A 17,029-nucleotide genomic window follows, 5' to 3' on the forward strand; every position below is an offset into this window, starting at 1 on the left:
CGCATGACGAAGGGGACGCGTTTCATGCGCCCCTCCCCACAGGCAGATGGCGGACGTGGGCCGGGGCGGAACCGGAACACCTCGTCATCGGCACCGAAATTCCGCCGTCACCGGCCGCCGCTCTTGCTCCGGGCCGAAAGGAAAGGGACAAAGGTGGCAGATCAGCCGGGGAGTGGCAGAAGATGAGCTTTGACAAGGCGCTTGGCGGGTTTCGTCCGGTTTCGGTTCCGGCAATTGGCGGCGCGGAATATGAAGCGCGGGTCGGGGCTTTGCAGGCGGGGATGCGGGCGGCGGATATCGGCGCGGTCTGGCTCGACGCCTCTTCCTCGCTGAGCTACTTCCTCGGCCACAGCCTCGGCCTTTCAGAGCGGATCCACGGCGCCCTGATCCCCGCCAGAGGCGCGCCGGTTCATATCAGCCCTACTTTTGAAGAGCCGAAGCTGCGCTCGTTGTTGCGCGAAGACGGGCATATAGCCACCTGGCAGGAAGACGAAGACCCCTATGCGCTGATCGCAGCCGAGGTCGCCCGGATTGCCGGCGAAGGCGCGGTCCTGGCGCTTGACCCCGCGACGCCATGGCTTTTCGCGGCACCGTTACAGGCCGCAATGGCGGGACGGATCACGGTGGCGAAACCGCTGATCTCGGCGCTGCGCCAGGTCAAATCGGCCGCCGAGATTGCCATTATCCGGACAGCGATGGAGGCCAGCTATCAGGTCCAGAAAGCCGTCTGGCAGAACCTGCGCGCCGGGATATCGACCTCCGAGACCTGTGCTTTCATCTCGGCCGCACATAAGGCGCTCGGGCTAAAACCGCTTTTCGCGGCGGCACAATTCGGCGTGGCCACCGCCTATCCGCATGGCGTGCCCGAGCCGCAGATCCTCGCCCAGGGCGATATGGTTCTGATCGATATGGGCGGGGTATTGCACGGATATTGCTCAGATATCACCCGCAGTTACGTCTTCGGCACGCCAAGCGCGCGCCAGCGGGAGCTATGGGGACATGAACATGCGGCCCATGCGGCGGCTTTTAAGGCGGCCCGGATCGGAGCCCCCTGCGAAGCCGTGGATCTGGCCGCGCGCGACAGCCTGACCGCTGCCGGTTTCGGCCCCGGATACGCGGTTCCCGGCCTGCCCCACCGCACCGGACACGGGCTTGGGATGGACATTCATGAAGAGCCCTTTATCGTCAGAGGCAACCGGACTCCGCTTGCCCCCGGCATGTGTTTTTCAATCGAACCGATGCTTTGCCTCTATGGCGAATGCGGCATCCGGCTGGAGGATATTGCCTGGATGGCGGAAGACGGCCCGCGCTGGTTTTGCCCGCCTTCGGCAAGCCTGGACCAGCCTTTTGACTGAATGCTGCCCGGCCTGTCATTGTGGCAGGAATTTCGTTCGCTTTTCGACCAAATAAAGTGGAACATCGACATTCTGACGATGTAAGAAATCAGAATAAAGTCCGGACATTTAGCACGAATCCGGAACAAAAAAACGTCAACAGTGAGTGAAAGGAACCACTTATGAAGCTTCTCTCGCGCAGCCTGATTGCTGCCTCGGCGCTGGCGCTCAGCGCCGCAGCGCCCGCCATGGCGAAAACCTTCATCTATTGCTCGGAGGCCTCGCCCGAGGGCTTCGATCCGGCCCCCTATACCGCCGGCACCACTTTTGACGCCGGCGCGCATCCGGTTTACAGCCGCCTCGCCGAGTTCAAGAAGGGCACGACCGAAGCCGAACCGGCGCTGGCAGAGTCCTGGGATGTGTCGGAAGACGGCACCGAATATACTTTCCACCTGCGCAAGGGCGTGAAGTTCCATTCGAACGACAAATTCACCCCGACCCGCGATTTCAACGCCGATGACGTGATCTTCTCCTTTGAGCGTCAGTCCAGCGCCGACCACCCCTGGCACCAGTATATCCCCGGCATCACCTACGAATATTACACTTCGATGGATATGCCGAACCTGGTGAAATCGGTCGAGAAGGTCGATGATTACACCGTCAAGGTGACGCTGAACCAGCCCGAGGCCCCTTTCATCGCCAATATCGCCATGCCCTTCATGTCGATCGTGTCGAAAGAATATGCCGATGCGCTGGACGCCGCCGGCACCCGCGAAGATTTCAACAATCTGCCGATTGGCACCGGCCCGTTCAAATTCGTGGCCTATCAGAAAGATGCTGTGATCCGGTATCAGAAAAACGCCGATTACTGGGGTCCTGCCCCGCTGATCGACGATCTGGTCTTCGCGATCACCCCGGATGCGGCCGTTCGTCTGCAAAAGCTGAAGGCCGGTGAATGCCACCTGATGCCGTTCCCGGCGCCCGCCGATCTGGCAGCAATCGCGGCTGATCCGAACCTCAAGCTGGACGAACAGGCTGGCCTGAATGTCGGCTACCTCGCCTATAACACTACGCTGGCGCCCTTCGACAATCCGAAGGTCCGCAAGGCGCTGAACATGGCGATCAATAAGGAAGCCATCGTCTCGACCGTGTTCGAGGGCCATGCAGAGCCCGCCAAGAACCCGATCCCGCCGACCATGTGGTCCTATAACAACGCCATCATCGATGACCCCTATGATCCTGAGGCCTCGAAGAAGATGCTTGAGGAAGAGGGCGTCTCGGGTCTCTCGATGGAGATCTGGGCGATGCCGGTGCAGCGGCCCTATATGCCGAATGCCCGCCGCACCGCCGAGATGATGCAGGAAGACCTGTCGAAAGTCGGCGTCAAGGCCGAGATCGTCTCGTATGAATGGGGCGAATATCTCGACAAGTCGATGGAGCCGGGCCGCAAAGGCGCCGTTATCCTCGGCTGGACCGGCGACAATGGCGACCCCGACAACTTCCTCTCGGTTCTGCTGAGCTGCGCCGGTGCGGCACCTGGCGGTGCGAACCGCGCCTTCTGGTGCAACGAGGATTTCTCGGCATTGCTGCAAAAGGCCAAGGTCACGTCGGACCAGGCCGAGCGCACCAAGCTTTATGAAGAGGCCCAGGTCATCTTCAAGGATCAGGCGCCCTGGTTCACCATCGCCCATTCGACGCAATATGTGCCGATGAGCAACAAGGTGACCGGCTTCGTACAAAGCCCGCTTGGCGATTACACCTTCGACACTGTCGATATCGCCGAGTAATCAGCCCGGAACTCTCCACCCGGACGCGCGGGAAGGCCAGGCCTTCACCGCGCGTCTCTTTCAGGGGCAAAGAGGCGTATGATCCGTTTCATCCTTTCGCGACTTTTGTATCTGGTGCCGACCTTCCTTGGGATCACCATCGTAGCCTTCTCGTTCCCGCGTTTGCTGAAGGGCGATCCGGTGCTGCTGATGGCGGGCGAACGTGGCGTCTCGCCCGAACGCCATGCCGAGATCTCGGCGCAGCTGGGATTCGATAAGAACATCGTCCTGCAATATTTCGATTTCGTCGGGCGGCTGTTTCAGGGCGATTTCGGCAATTCACTGGTGACAAAAAAGCCGGTCCTGTCGGAATTCCTGACGCTCTTCCCCGCAACGATCGAGCTCGGCTTTGTCGCCATCGTGCTGGCGACGCTGGTTGGTGTGCCAATAGGCGTGCTGGCGGCGATCAAGCGCGGTTCCTGGTTCGATCAGCTGTCGATGTCTGCAGCCCTTGTGGGCTTTTCGATGCCGATCTTCTGGTGGGGCCTGCTGCTGATCATCGTCTTTTCTGGCAATCTTGGCTGGACACCGGTCTCGGGCCGGATCTCGCTGATGTATTTCTTCCCCAATGTCACAGGCTTCATGCTGATCGACAGCCTGCTTTCAGGGCAAAAGGGTGCCTTCGCCTCGGCTTTGCATCACCTGATCCTGCCTTCCATCGTGCTGGCGACGATCCCGCTGGCGGTGATCGCGCGGCAGACGCGGTCCGCCATGCTGGAAGTCCTGGGCGAGGATTATGTCCGAACAGCCCGCGCCAAGGGGATGCCGGCGCGCCGGGTGATCGGCGTCCATGCTTTGCGCAACGCCATGATCCCGGTCGTCACCACCATCGGCTTGCAGATCGGCGTATTGCTGGCGGGCGCGATCCTGACCGAGACGATCTTCTCCTGGCCGGGGATCGGCAAATGGATGATCGATTCCATCTCGCGCCGCGATTATCCGGCGGTGCAGTCGGGCCTTTTGCTGGTCGCGGGCGTCGTCATGCTGGTCAATCTTCTGGTCGACCTGACCTATGGCCTCATCAATCCGAGGATCCGCAACAAATGAGCGACACTTTCGTCAAACTCACCGATGCGCAGATCCGTCGCCGGATGCTCGCCGAATTCTGGTTCTATTTCTCGCGCAATCGCGGCGCGGTGATCGGGCTTTGCGTCTTTGTCCTTCTGGTGCTGATGGCCTGCTTTGCCGATCTGCTCGTGCCGCACAGCCCGACGCTGCAATATCGCGGCATGGAGAAACTGCCACCGGCCTGGGCGGCGGGCGGCAATTCCCAGTTCTGGCTTGGCACCGATGCGGTCGGGCGCGATATGCTGTCGCGGCTGATCAAGGGCTCGCAATATTCGATGTTCATCGGGGTGGTGGTGGTGTCCATCGCACTGGTGGGCGGCATCGTGATCGGCCTGATCGCCGGCTTCTTCGGCGGCTGGGTCGATGTGGTGATCATGCGGGTGATGGATGTGATCCTCGCCTTCCCGTCCTTGCTGCTGGCACTGGTGCTGGTGGCGGTGCTGGGGCCCGGGCTGACCAATGCGATGATCGCCATCGCCATCGTCTATCAGCCGCATTTCGCCCGGCTCACCCGGGCGGCAGTGATGTCGGAGCTGAAGCGCGACTATGTCTCGGCGGCGCGGGTCTCGGGGGCGGGCAATCTGCGGCTGATGTTTAAGACAATCCTGCCGAACTGTCTTGCACCGCTGATCGTCCAGGCGACGCTGTCGTTTTCCTCGGCGGTGCTTGATGCGGCAGCGCTTGGCTTTCTCGGCATGGGGGCGCAGCCACCGACCGCCGAATGGGGCACCATGCTGGCCGAGGCGCGCGAATTCATTCTCAGCCATTGGTGGATCGTCACCTTCCCGGGCCTTGCCATCCTGATCTCGGTGCTGGCGATCAACCTGATGGGTGACGGGCTGCGCGACGCGCTTGATCCGAAACTGAAGCGGAGCTGAGACGATGGCGCTATTGAAAATCCGCAATCTGACGGTGCGCTTCGCCACCTCGACCGGCTCTTTCACCGCCGTCGATGGCATCGATACCCAGGTCGACCGCGGCGAGGTACTGGCCATCGTCGGCGAGAGCGGCTCGGGGAAATCGGTCTCGATGCTGGCGGTGATGGGGCTTTTGCCTGATACCGCCACCATCACCGCTGATGAGATGAGCTATGACGGCCACGACCTTTTGCATATGACAAAGGCCGAACGCCGCCAGCTGATCGGGCGTGAGATCACCATGATCTTCCAGGAACCGATTGCCTCGCTGAACCCGTCCTTCACGGTGGGGTTCCAGATCGAAGAGGTGCTGCGTTTCAACCTCGGCATGTCGCGCCGGGAGGCCCGCGCCCGCGCGCTGGAACTGTTCCGCCAGGTCGGCATCCCCCTGCCCGAGGAAAAGCTGGGTTCCTATCCGCATCAGATGTCGGGCGGGCAATGTCAGCGCGTGATGATCGCCATGGCGATAGCCTCGAAACCGCGCCTTCTGATCGCGGATGAGCCGACCACCGCGCTTGACGTGACGATCCAGAAACAGATCCTCGATCTGTTGATGGATCTGCAGGAGGAATATGGCATGGCGCTGATCCTGATCACCCATGACATGGGGGTCGTCGCAGAAACAGCCGACCGGGTGGTGGTGCAGTATAAGGGCAAAAAGATGGAAGAGGCCGATGTGCTTTCGCTGTTCGAAGCCCCACAGCACCCCTATACGCGGGCGCTCCTTTCGGCTCTCCCCGAGAATGCGACCGGCGACCGGCTGCCGACTGTCTCTGATTTCTTCGGGGAGGCGGTGCGATGAGCGTGGTTCTTGAAGGCCGGAACATCACCCAGGAATATCACACCGGCGGCGGTATGTTCGGCGCCTCAAAGACCGTCCAGGCGCTGAAAGGCGTCAGTTTTTCGGTGGAAAAGGGCAAGACGCTGGCGATTGTCGGCGAAAGCGGGTCAGGCAAATCGACGCTGGCAAGGATCATCGCGCTGATCGACGCCCCCTCTGGCGGGGATCTCCTGATCGAAGGCCAGCCGGTCAATATCGCCGTGAAGCGCCCCGATCCGGTGCTGCGCTCCAAGGTTCAGATGGTGTTCCAGAACCCCTATGGCAGTCTCAATCCTCGCCAGAAGATCGGCTCGGTGCTGATGGAGCCGCTGGTGATCAACCGGCCCGGGATCGGAGCCGAAGAACGCCGCGCCCTGGCCGAGGCGATGCTGGTCAGGGTTGGCCTTGGACCCGAACATTTCAACCGCTTTCCGCATATGTTTTCAGGCGGGCAGCGGCAGCGGATCGCGATCGCGCGCGCTTTGATGCTGAACCCGTCTTTGCTGGTGCTGGACGAGCCGGTCTCGGCGCTGGATTTGTCCGTCCAGGCGCAGGTGCTGAACCTCCTCGCCGATCTGCAGGAGGAATTCGGGCTCACCTATGTTTTCGTCAGCCATGACCTGTCTGTGGTGCGCTATATTGCCGATGATGTGATGGTGATCAGCCAGGGCCTGGCGGTCGAACAGGGCAAGCGAGAGGCGGTTTTCGCAAATCCGACCGATGCCTATACCCGCCAGCTTTTCGCCGCGACCCCGGTCACCGATGTCGAGGCAATCCGCGCCCGGGTGGCAAAGCGCCAGGCCGCGCGCGAGGCGGCAGGCGCCGCGCGCTGAAGCCCTGCCCGGTTAATATCAGCGCCCGCCCTGGCAGATCCCCGGAGGGGCGCAATCTGTGCGCTTGCAGCCATCCGCCGCGGCTGTGGTCTCGCTGACCGCCCTGCCCCCTCCCGATGACGCAAGGCCAGCAGCAGATTGCGGATGGGGAGCCCATCACCGGGGGCATAAGCCTCGCCCGGTGCCCCATGTTTCTGCGCTTCATGCGGGCAGCACCACAGGGATGTCAGGAGATGACAGCGCTGCATCCCGCGCCATGTCTGACCGCGGCCGGCCATCGAGGCCAGGCTTACGCTCTGCGCGCAAAGAATTTGCGCATGAGATGAGCTGCCTGAATAGCGGCATGCCGGCGAAGCGTTCAGAGCGTCGGTCTGCCGATTTTACCATCTCTCCGCCATTGCGGCAGCGCCTCTTGCGCGAGGAGCAGACGACACCCGGCCTGACCCCATTTCGGTCGGGTGGAAAGCCAAGCCGAAGAGCCGCGCGGGCAAGAATTGACGCGATCCCGGGGCAAACAGAAAAACGGATGAAATGGCCAGATTGTCGCCACATTGTGACCACATTACCCAGACGATACTCAACCCACAGTTGGTTACCGAGTCTTAAGCAATACCTAAGAGGAGGATGCCATGTTTCTTGTCTCACTGACCGCCGCAACCCTTGCCGGAGCTTTCGCAGCCGGAGTCGCCTATTGCCTCGGATCTGATGTCTTTGGCATTGTCGTGACCTATGCAATCGCGGGCAACATCACCTTTGCAGCCATCATTGCAATGCTCACATCCGGCGCCCAGACCAGCGATATCGACTTCCAGCAACAAGCGGAACTTGATCTTCTCGCGATGAAACTGGACCTCATGCGCCAGAATGAAAGCGGAAAACGCGTAAGCCTGTTCCGTCAGGAGCGTCACGGTCAAAAGCGCAGGTCCCGGGTGGTTCCCCGGCCGATACGCTCTGTGAACTGAGTGCCCATGCGACCATCGGGTCGGAGATGAGCGCGCCCTGCGCCAGATCTTCCCCGGTTCGGTGATTGGCCAGGGGGCATGCGCGGGCATCAAAAGCCATCGCATGGTCCCCGTTGCCACCTGCGTCACGATCGCGGCGTCGACCAGCGCCTGGCCGTCCCCCGCAAGAAACCGCGCCAGTGCCACCCGCATCGCCACAGGTTTTTCGGCGGGGCGAAAACGGAATTCAAGACAACCCCGGCCACCTTGCCCTCCTGGTGTGGAAAAAGCGGGAGCTTCGGCCTGATGCTGATCGCTCGCCATCAAGTCGCGGATGATATGCCGCGCGACGTCAGGTGACAGCCGTGGCCCACTCTGCCCCCCGCGATCGGGCGAGGTCAGGCCCGCCCCATCGTTACCGCCGGATACGCCCAAAGGCTCTGCCACGGTCTTTGAGCAGGCACGCCTGCGATCAGGTGGTCATCCGGGGCGACACCGTCGCCCGGCGACAATCCGGATTGCCAGTGCCGTTTTCCCTGACGGCGCCGCTATCCATCGTTCCATAGCCGTCATGAATGAAATATGAACCCGGCTATGGCACAGGGCTTTCCTTTCGCGACACGCGGCATGGTTGTGGGTCTTCTCGGCGGATCATTCGATCCGGCGCATGAGGGGCATGTCCATATCACCCGTGAGGCGTTGAAGCGGATGGGGCTTGATCAGGTCTGGTGGCTGGTCTCGCCCGGAAATCCGCTCAAGGCGCGTCAGCCGGCACCGCTTTCGGTGCGGCTGCAACAGGCGCGGCGGGTCATGCGGCATCCGAAGGTCCGGATCACTGATCTCGAGCGGCGCCTCGGCACACGTTATACCGCAGATACCATCGCGATGCTGCGGGCGATCTACCCGGGCGTGACCTTTGTCTGGCTGATGGGGGCCGATAATCTCGCGGATTTCCATCGCTGGGACCGCTGGCGGCGGATCATGGAGACGGTGCCGGTTGCGGTCCTCGCGCGGCCAGGCGCGGGGCTGCGCGCGCGGCTGTCACCGGCGGCACATATCTATGGCGGCAATCGCGTCGGGCGGGGCGAAACCCTTGCGCGGATGAAGCCACCGGCCTGGGTTTTCATTAATCTGCCGATGAAGGATGCCTCGTCTACCGAGATCCGGGCGATGGGGGGCTGGCGGGCGCCGGAGGGGGGCGCTGCCCCCGGCTCCTGACGGAGCCTCCCCCGGGATATTTCAGGACAGATGAAACAGGCCCTGGCCTCGCGAGGTATTCCACGACCTCTGTGACTGAGATGCCGGGCGCGGTGTAACCGTTCAGAACGGCGATACGGACCCGAGGTTCTGCGAACTGGCGGTCGAAGTCCCGCATTGTGGCGCGGCCCCAGCAGTTTCGCACACCGCATCTTCGTCCGGACGCGGCCTCGGCGGTGGCATCCCCTCCCTCGTCGCCAGAGGGCACGACCGCGATACGTCGATGCCCGCAGTGCTGCGTTTCGTGCAACTGCGCCTGGCCGGGCCATTTGGATCTGGTCCCGGTCTCCTCGTTTTGTGCCGAACTCGGCCGGGCTGCGATCGCCAAGTGGATTCCCAAATCGCGGAAGCTGCAGCCTGATCGTGCCTGGTGGCCACGTGACGTTGATTGACGATCAACCCATCTTTTGCGTTGGTCACCAGCGAAAGCAGCACCTCATCGCTCTTAACACGTTCTCCTCGGGAACAGGTTCTTGAGGAGCTTGAACGGGACGGGACCGCGATTTCAGCGGACCAACCGGCTGAGTGGCAGATTTTTGGATTTGCGGATGCGACCGAAACGCTCGGTCGGCTGAACGTCGGGCTTAAACGAGACGCCTTCTGTGAGGCTTTGTCGTTGAGTGCGCGCCAGCTCGCTGAATTGCAGCAGGGTGGGCTTTTAGTGGCCGAGAGGGCTGATCGCTATGACCCGCTGGTGGCGCAGGACCTTGTGGACGGTCTGTTGGTCGGGGCGGAGCCTGTCTATGTCGCCATGCATGACTGGTGCAGCTTAACCGAGGCGACAAAGCGCCTGAAGCTGACTTTGCCGCAATTGATCGCCGACATCCAACAGGAAAAATTCCTGAGGATCGGAAAATACCTTCCAAAGACAGGCTTCGCTTCCGTGCTGGTCAACCTCGGCCATCTCGGCCAGGACGATGAGGCGATTTCGATGGAGGCCTTTGCGGCCGGCCTCGGGCTTCGCACAAGTGAACTCGCGATGTTCTATCGTCGGAGTGAGTTGCCTCTTCGCAAGGTCAGGGGGCCACGAGGCGGGGCTCAGTCACGACTTTCAGCGGCAGACAGGCAAGTTTTACTTGAGCGCTATATCAGTTTTCGCAGTCTCGGGATCAGCGCTGGCCTCGCCTGGGATGAGCTGACGGCAAGGTTGGAAGACGAAGGGATTGCTCCGGTTGGGGGGAGCACCCGGATCTATGACCGGGCTGATGTCGCTCATTTTCTCGGCTGAAGCTGAGATGGGCGTCAGATTTCGCTTGACGGGCTTGCGCACGCTATACCTTGCGTTTGCGCAAGCTTCCCCTTTTTTTGGCACTCAGCTGTCACCAGCCGTTCACCGCAGCCTGCCCCCGACCCAGACCGCGCGGATGGCGCGGTCGTCGCCCATCATCACCGTCGGGAACAGCGCCTGCCAGGGGGTTTCGGCGCGGGCGGCGGCCTGGGCGATGGCCGGGGTGGAGGTCAGGTCGATCACCGCCAGATCGGCTTCCATCCCGGGGGCGATATTGCCGATCTGGCCTTCGGCATGCAGTGCGCGGGCCGAGCCGACGGTTGCCAGCCACCAGAGCTGCGCCGGATGCAGCGCCTCGCCGCGCAGCTGCGCGACCTCATAGGCAGCGGCCATGGTGCGCAGCATGGAAAACGACGATCCGCCGCCGGTATCGGTGGCCAGCCCGACCCGCAGGCTGCGGGCAAGGCCCATGTCGAAAAGCCCCGAGCCGATGAAGGTATTTGAGGTCGGGCAATGCACCAGCGAGGCACCGGCCTCGGTCAGCCGCGCCTTTTCGCGTTCCGTCAGCCAGATCGCATGGCCGTAAACCGCGCCCTCGCGCAACAGCCCCTGGGTCTCGTAAGTATCGAGATAATCGCGCGATTGCGGGAAGAGGTCTTTCACCCAGGCGATCTCATCCGTCTGTTCCGAGAGATGCGTCTGCATCAGGCAATCGGGGTTCTCGCGCCACAAAGAGCCAAGCGCCGCCAGCTGCTCCGGCGTCGAGGTCGGCGAAAACCGCGGCGTGATCACATAGGACAGCCGGTCTCTGCCGTGCCATTTCTCCAGCAATGCCTTGCTGTCATCATAGGCGGATTGCGCGGTATCGCGCAAACCCTCGGGGGCGTTGCGGTCCATACAGGTCTTGCCGGCATAGACCCGCATCCCCCGCGCCTCGGCCGCGCTGAAAATCGCATCGACCGAGGCCGGATGGATCGTGGCATAGGAACAGACCGTCGTGGTGCCGCGTGCCAGCACCAGATCGAGATAGCGACCGGCGATCTCAGCTGCATAGGCAGGATCGGCAAAGCGCATTTCCTCGGGGAAAGTATAGAGGTTCAGCCAGTCGATCAGCCGCTTGCCCCAGGAGGCGATGATCGCCGTCTGCGGGTAATGCACATGCGCGTCGATAAACCCGGCCGAGATCAGACACTCGCCGTAATCATGCAGCCGTGCGCCAGGATGGGCCGCGCGCAGATCGCCCGCCTGCCCCACCGCCATGATCCGGCCGTTCTCCACGAGGACAGCGCCCCGGCTCAGATGCCTGGCCGCCGCCTCACCCTCCACAAAGGGATCACCGGTGAAGCTCAGCACCTGTCCCAGCAGCAGATCCGCCATTCGCCTCTCCGATCCGTTCACATCCTGTCAGCAAAACACCGCCGCCATGTTACAATAAGCCATCATCAGCGAAAGGAAATCCGCCGCTTGCCCCCTGTTTCCCGCATACGGCTTCCGGTAAACCCCGGGAATGCGGTGCCCGGCTGGTGCGGTGAAGGAGTATCCATGAAGGAAACGGTTCAAGAGCGCGACGAAGAGGAACTGGCCGCCGAACGCCTGACCCAGGTGCTTGAGGCCGTTGCGGCAAAGGATACCGCGCGGCTTGATATGCTGCTTGATCCGCTGCACGCCGCCGATATCGCCGATATCCTTGAACAGATCTCCTCAGCAGACCGCAGCGGTCTGCTGGCGCTCTGGCATGGCGGCATCGACGGCGATGTGCTTTCCGAGATCGACGAGTCGATCCGCGAAGAGGTGATCGAATCACTGCCGGACGAGGTGGTGGCCGAGGCTGTCCGCGAGCTCGACACCGATGACGTCGTCGATATTCTCGAGGATCTCGACGAGCCAGCGCAGGAAAAAATCCTTGATGCGCTGGAAGATGCCGACCGGATCGCGGTCGAACAGGCGATGTCTTACCCGGAATATTCCGCCGGGCGTCTGATGCAGCGCGAAGTGGTGATCGCCCCGGAACACTGGAGTGTCGGCGAGACGATCGACTTTCTGCGCGGCGCCGACTGGCTGCCGGATCAGTTCTATCATGTCATCCTCGCCGATCCGAGGATGCGCCCCATCGGCTATGTCACCCTGGGCCGCATCCTCTCGGCCCCGCGCGATGCAAAGCTGAAAGACATCACCGAAGAGAGTTTCCGCACCGTCAGGGCGACCGATGCAGAGGCCGATGTCGCCTATTACTTCAACCAGTATCACCTGATCTCCTGCCCGGTGGTGGATGAGGACGGGCGGCTGGTCGGCGTCATCACCATTGATGACGCGATGAATGTGCTCGACGAAGAACATGAAGAAGACATGCTGCGCCTCGCCGGTGTTTCGGATGAGAGCTCGATCCAGGACGGGGTGATCGCGACGGTCAGAAGCCGCCTGCCCTGGCTGGTGGTCAATCTTTTCACCGCCTCGCTTTCCGCATTGGTGATTTCACAATTCGAAGGGGTGATTGCCTCGCTGGTGCTGCTGGCGGCTCTGATGCCGATTGTGGCCTCGACCGGAGGGATTGCAGGCACGCAGTCGCTGGCGGTGGCGGTGCGCTCGCTTGCGACGCGCGATCTGACCCCGGCAAACGCGCGCCGGGTGATCTGGCGTGAACTCCGGGCGGGAATGGTGAACGGGATCTTCCTCGCGCTGGTGCTGGCCTTTGCGGCAGTCGTGTTCTTCCACGACCCCTGGCTTGGATCGGTGCTGGCGATGGCGATGATCTGCAATCAGGTGGTGGCGGCAACGGGCGGGGTTCTGGTGCCGCTTGCCTTTAACCGGATGGGGATGGACCCGGCGCTTGCCTCGGGCACCTTTGTGACTACACTGACCGATGTGATGGGCTATCTTGCCTTTCTTGGCTTCGCTGCACTGGTGCTGTTGTGAAAGAAATCAAAGCTGAAATTCGCAGAAAGGCGGCCGAAGCCCGCGCGATCGCCTATGCGAAAGGGCAAGGTCAGGCAGCCGATCTGCTGGCGGATTACCTTGCGGCGCATTCCGGCAAGGTGCTTTCGGGCTATATGCCCTTCCGGACCGAGATCGACCCCCTGCCCGCCATGGCTGCGCATCAGGGGCCCGTTTCGCTGCCGGTGATCCCAGGCCGCGACCAGCCGCTCAGGTTTCGCGAATGGAGCCCGGGTGCCCCCCTGGTCGAGGGCACTTTCAAGGCGCTGATCCCGGCAGAGGGCGCCTGGCTGGAACCCGAGATCCTGATCGTGCCCATGCTGGCCTTTGATGCGCGCGGCTACCGGCTGGGCTATGGCGGCGGCTTTTACGACCGCACGCTCGAAGCCCTGCGTGCGCGCCGCCCGACGCTGGCAGTCGGTTTCGCCTTTGACGCGCAGGAGATGGACGAGGTCCCGATCGAAAGCACCGATCAGCGGCTCGATGTGATGATCACCGAAAGCGGCGTCAGGGTTTTCGGGTGATCCGCAGCCTGGTCCTCGGCCTCCTCGCCGCGGGCCCCGCAACAGCCGGTTGCTTCACCACAGAGGACCTGCCCGCGCGCGCAGTCTATTCCGATGGTGCCGCGCTTGAATATCTCGACCTGACGGATGATGTGCTGACCTATCGCAGCGGCCAGATCACCTCGCGCCTGGCGGCAGGTCTCTGGCCGCTTGCGAGCGAGGCACCTGGCTTCCGGATCAGCTATGACTGGAACGCCCCCCTGCCCCTGCCCGGACCAGAAGCGATCCGGGATCAGGGCGGCGAGATCACCCTGCAGGCCCGGATGACGCGGCAAAAAGCAGCGCCGGTGACAGTCTCGCTCACCATCCGGGTCCTGGACGAAGAGGCGGTGACCTGGGAAGATTGCATCTACACCAGCTTCCGGATCCATAAGGTGATGACGGCGGCGGATGGCCGGAAGATGATGGATGCCAGGCTTTTGTTCGCGCCGTCGGCCATGCTGGCCATATCGACCGAATCCTTAGATCTGACGGATGATACATCGCGGGTCAGCCAGCTGAAATCGCTCGAATAGCGCCATATCAGCCGCGCGCGCGGAACACCTCGCGGATCGTCTTGACCTTACCCGGCTCCTTCACCTGATAGCCCGGCAGCTGCGAGATCTCGCGCGCGAATTCCGGCCCGCGCATCACCGCCAACACCCGCTCCATCGCCGGGTGGTCCAGGATGCGGCGATGGCAGATAAAAACGTAATCCTCGGTCAGCACCGGCACGAAATCGAGCCCAAACTGCCGCGCCGCCGCCTCGACGCCAAAGGCCACATCGGCAAAGCCCGAGGCGACATAGGCCGCAACCGCCGCATGGGTGAATTCGGAATGCGAATAGCCGTTGATCGCCGCGCCCTGAACCTGGTGCTGCGCCAGCAGCTGATCGAACAGGATCCGCGTGCCGCTGTCGGGATCGCGGTTCACCAGCCGCACGCCTGAGCGCGTCAGATCATGGCAATGGGTGATCCCCAGCGGATTCCCCTTGCCCACAATCAACCCCATCTCGCGCGTCACGAACGAGATCACCCGATGTTCCTCGGGATCAAGCCAGCCGCGCGTCATCGCAAGCGTGCGTGCGCGCAACTCGCCCTGTGGCAGATGCATCCCGGCAAGATCACAGGTGTTTTCCACCATCGAAACCAGGGAATTCGAATTCGAGACATAGCGGAAATCAACGCTGCCCTCGAAATCCCGCGCCAGCAGCTCACGCAGTTTCGGCACCGCAAAGCCATGGCTTGCCCGCACCCGCAGCTCGAGCCGCCCGCTGGCAAGCGTCTGGTTCACCTCGGTCTGCAATTCCTGCGCCAGGTTTTGCAGCAAAGGGCGCAGCCGCGCCTCAAGCCGTTCCGCCGCCCAGACCAGCTTGTCGCCGAAGGCCGTCAGGCTGGTGCCGCTGCCCTGCTTGCGCTCCACCAGATCCGAGCCGAAAAATTCCGACCATTTGACCAGCAGGTTCCAGGCATGGCGATAAGACATCCCCGCCCTGGCCGCCGCGACCGAGAGCTTGCCGGTATTGCGGATATCCGACAGCAGGCCCAGCGTGATCTCCAGCCGTTCCTGGGTCTCACGACGCTGAAACGCCCAGACCGGCGCGATTTCAACCCTGACTGACCTGTCCATCTTATGAAATCCTGTTCATGTATTTTGCCTGCAAGTCCGGCACAAGATTGCCAGACCTTGGTCGGCAAGTCATGTAACCTGTATCATATTCACAGAATTTTTCACCAGGGTAAGGTTATTTTCATCAGGCGATTCCCGGAGGAGAGTGGATCGCCCGGTCAATATATGAACTGACGTGCATATGATGGAGGGAACTATGCTCGACCAGAGGACCGGCGGGATCTATCCGCTGCTGATCGGCGGCGAGACGCGGCCCGCACTTTCGGGGCGCACATTCGAGACGCTGAACCCCGCAACCGGCGCCCATCTTGCCCATGTGGCCGAGGCCGGGGTCGAGGATGTCAATCTCGCCGTCGCTTCTGCGCGCAAGGCGTTTGAAGAGGTCTGGGCCCCGATGCGCGCCGCCGACCGTGGCGCGCTTCTTCTGCGTTTCGCCGAGGTGATCCGGAGCCACAGCGAGGAACTGGTCGAGCTGGAAAGCCTTGATTCGGGCAAGCCGGTTTCCGCGATCCGCCGCCAGGATCTGCCGGCGGTGATCGACACCCTGACCTATTACGCGGGCTGGGCCGACAAGATCACCGGCACCGTGACCCCTGCCCGCCCCGATGCGCTGACCTATACGGTGCGCGAGCCGCTGGGTGTGGTCGGCGCCATCATCCCGTGGAATTTCCCGCTGATGATCGGCATGTGGAAAATCGCACCGGCACTGGCCTGTGGCTGCACGGTGGTGCTGAAACCGGCCGAGATCACGCCGCTGACCGCGATCCGGCTGGGCGAGCTTGCGCTGGAAGCCGGGCTGCCGCCGGGCGTGCTGAACGTGGTGCCGGGCTTTGGCAAGGTCGCGGGCCAGGCCATCGTGGATCACCCCGATATCGACAAGGTGACCTTCACCGGCTCGCCGGTTGTCGGGCGCCAGATCCTGCAGGGTTCGGCAGGGAACCTGAAACGCGTGACGCTCGAACTCGGCGGGAAATCCGCCAATATCATCTTCCCCGATGCCGATATCGACGCGGCAGTGCGGGCGGCGGGTTCGGGGATCTTCTTCAATACCGGGCAGGTCTGCTCGGCCGGCTCGCGCATCCTCGTCCATGAATCGATCCATGACGAGGTGGCTGAAAAGCTCGCGGCCCGGGCCAAAGGCATGCGGCTCGGCAACCCGCAGGAGTCGGGCACTTCGATGGGGCCTGTGGTCTCGGAAGTGCAGATGAAGCGCATTCTCGATTATATCGAGATCGGCCGGGCCGAGGGCGCAGAGGTCGTGACCGGCGGTGCCCGCCACGGCGACCAGGGCTATTTCATCGAGCCGACCGTCTTCGCCAATGTCCGCCACGACATGCGTATCTCGCAAGAAGAAATCTTCGGCCCGGTCGCGGCAGTGGTTCCCTTCAAAGACGATGATGATGCGCTGCGCCTGGCCAATGGCACCGTCTACAGCCTTGCCGCCGGGGTCTGGACCTCTGACATGACCCGCGCCCACCGCTTCACCCGCAAGCTGAAGGCCGGCACCGTCTGGGTCAACACCTATGGCCCGACCGATATCCGGCTGCCCTGGGGTGGCGTGCGCGATTCCGGTTTCGGGCGCGAACATGGCGAAGAGGCCATCGCCAATTTCACCGAACCGAAAGTGGTCTGGATCAATACCGGACCTGCCTGACCTGCCCCCCTAACTCCCTGAAGCCTTTTCCCGAGGCTCACTTCGGGGT

The 17,029-nt window shown here is 62.3% G+C and carries 15 protein-coding genes and 1 pseudogene; 13 read left to right on the top strand and 3 right to left on the bottom strand.

Translation table 11 applies throughout. The features are described from left to right. Positions 1 to 182 precede the first annotated feature (182 nt). The 8 genes from M3484_RS04180 (at position 183) to M3484_RS04215 (ending at position 8,957) form a co-directional block, all read left to right on the top strand. Positions 183 to 1,355, top strand: a complete 1,173-nt coding sequence (locus M3484_RS04180) for a M24 family metallopeptidase (protein WP_249495840.1) — start codon at positions 183 to 185, stop codon at positions 1,353 to 1,355. 161 nt (positions 1,356 to 1,516) lie between these two features. Then, entirely contained in the window at positions 1,517 to 3,121 is a 1,605-nt protein-coding gene (locus M3484_RS04185) for an ABC transporter substrate-binding protein (RefSeq protein ID WP_092898183.1), read from the top strand. A gap of 78 nt (positions 3,122 to 3,199) precedes the next feature. Continuing rightward, positions 3,200 to 4,207: an ABC transporter permease subunit gene (locus tag M3484_RS04190; RefSeq protein ID WP_092898185.1), complete on the top strand. Its 1,008-nt coding sequence runs from the start codon at positions 3,200 to 3,202 to the stop codon at positions 4,205 to 4,207. Continuing rightward, positions 4,204 to 5,106: an ABC transporter permease subunit gene (locus tag M3484_RS04195; protein ID WP_092898187.1), complete on the top strand. Its 903-nt coding sequence runs from the start codon at positions 4,204 to 4,206 to the stop codon at positions 5,104 to 5,106. Before M3484_RS04190 ends, M3484_RS04195 begins: the two co-directional genes overlap by 4 nt. A 4-nt stretch (positions 5,107 to 5,110) precedes the next feature. Next, complete coding sequence (locus M3484_RS04200; RefSeq protein WP_249495841.1) at positions 5,111 to 5,947, top strand: ABC transporter ATP-binding protein; 837 nt, start codon at positions 5,111 to 5,113, stop codon at positions 5,945 to 5,947. Continuing rightward, positions 5,944 to 6,798: an ATP-binding cassette domain-containing protein gene (locus M3484_RS04205; protein ID WP_092898191.1), complete on the top strand. Its 855-nt coding sequence runs from the start codon at positions 5,944 to 5,946 to the stop codon at positions 6,796 to 6,798. The genes M3484_RS04200 and M3484_RS04205 overlap by 4 nt, the downstream gene beginning before the upstream one ends. A gap of 629 nt (positions 6,799 to 7,427) precedes the next feature. Continuing rightward, positions 7,428 to 7,760, top strand: coding sequence for a hypothetical protein (locus M3484_RS04210; protein WP_092898195.1), 333 nt, complete (start codon positions 7,428 to 7,430; stop codon positions 7,758 to 7,760). 573 nt (positions 7,761 to 8,333) lie between these two features. Next, a complete protein-coding gene (locus M3484_RS04215) occupies positions 8,334 to 8,957 on the top strand; it encodes a nicotinate-nucleotide adenylyltransferase (protein WP_249495842.1) in 624 nt (207 codons plus the stop codon). A 61-nt stretch (positions 8,958 to 9,018) separates the two neighbouring features. On the opposite strand, the pseudogene M3484_RS04220 reads toward M3484_RS04215, so the two are convergent. Next, a pseudogene (locus M3484_RS04220) lies at positions 9,019 to 9,253 on the bottom strand (IS5/IS1182 family transposase); the annotation flags it as partial. Positions 9,254 to 9,384: 131 nt separating this feature from the next. Between M3484_RS04220 and M3484_RS04225 the strand changes: the two are divergent. Next, complete coding sequence (locus M3484_RS04225; RefSeq protein WP_249495843.1) at positions 9,385 to 10,224, top strand: hypothetical protein; 840 nt, start codon at positions 9,385 to 9,387, stop codon at positions 10,222 to 10,224. Positions 10,225 to 10,326: 102 nt separating this feature from the next. Here the strand turns inward: M3484_RS04225 and guaD are convergent, their stop codons facing one another. Beyond that, positions 10,327 to 11,601 carry a guanine deaminase gene (guaD, locus tag M3484_RS04230; RefSeq protein WP_249495844.1) on the bottom strand — a complete coding sequence of 425 codons (1,275 nt, stop codon included), beginning with the start codon at positions 11,599 to 11,601 and terminating at the stop codon, positions 10,327 to 10,329. 165 nt (positions 11,602 to 11,766) lie between these two features. On the opposite strand from guaD, the gene mgtE reads away from it, so the two are divergent. Genes mgtE through M3484_RS04245 form a run of 3 tightly spaced genes read left to right on the top strand, consistent with a single transcriptional unit; the run spans position 11,767 to position 14,233 of the window. Further along, positions 11,767 to 13,137, top strand: a complete 1,371-nt coding sequence (gene mgtE / locus M3484_RS04235; RefSeq protein ID WP_249495845.1) for a magnesium transporter — start codon at positions 11,767 to 11,769, stop codon at positions 13,135 to 13,137. Continuing rightward, positions 13,134 to 13,679 (top strand): 5-formyltetrahydrofolate cyclo-ligase, encoded by a 546-nt coding sequence (locus M3484_RS04240; RefSeq protein WP_249495846.1) that lies wholly within the window; start codon positions 13,134 to 13,136, stop codon positions 13,677 to 13,679. Before mgtE ends, M3484_RS04240 begins: the two co-directional genes overlap by 4 nt. Beyond that, positions 13,676 to 14,233 (top strand): hypothetical protein, encoded by a 558-nt coding sequence (locus M3484_RS04245; RefSeq protein ID WP_249495847.1) that lies wholly within the window; start codon positions 13,676 to 13,678, stop codon positions 14,231 to 14,233. The genes M3484_RS04240 and M3484_RS04245 overlap by 4 nt, the downstream gene beginning before the upstream one ends. 7 nt (positions 14,234 to 14,240) lie before the next feature. On the opposite strand, the gene M3484_RS04250 is transcribed toward M3484_RS04245, so the two are convergent. Beyond that, positions 14,241 to 15,326, bottom strand: coding sequence for a substrate-binding domain-containing protein (locus M3484_RS04250; RefSeq protein ID WP_092898213.1), 1,086 nt, complete (start codon positions 15,324 to 15,326; stop codon positions 14,241 to 14,243). Positions 15,327 to 15,522: 196 nt separating this feature from the next. Here M3484_RS04250 and M3484_RS04255 point away from each other — a divergent pair, with 196 nt between their 5' ends. Further along, complete coding sequence (locus tag M3484_RS04255; RefSeq protein WP_249495848.1) at positions 15,523 to 16,980, top strand: aldehyde dehydrogenase family protein; 1,458 nt, start codon at positions 15,523 to 15,525, stop codon at positions 16,978 to 16,980. Positions 16,981 to 17,029: the final 49 nt, after the last annotated feature.

Source organism: Pseudomonas sp. GX19020 (assembly GCF_023371075.1).
Classification (GTDB): Bacteria; Pseudomonadota; Alphaproteobacteria; order Rhodobacterales; family Rhodobacteraceae; genus Pseudogemmobacter.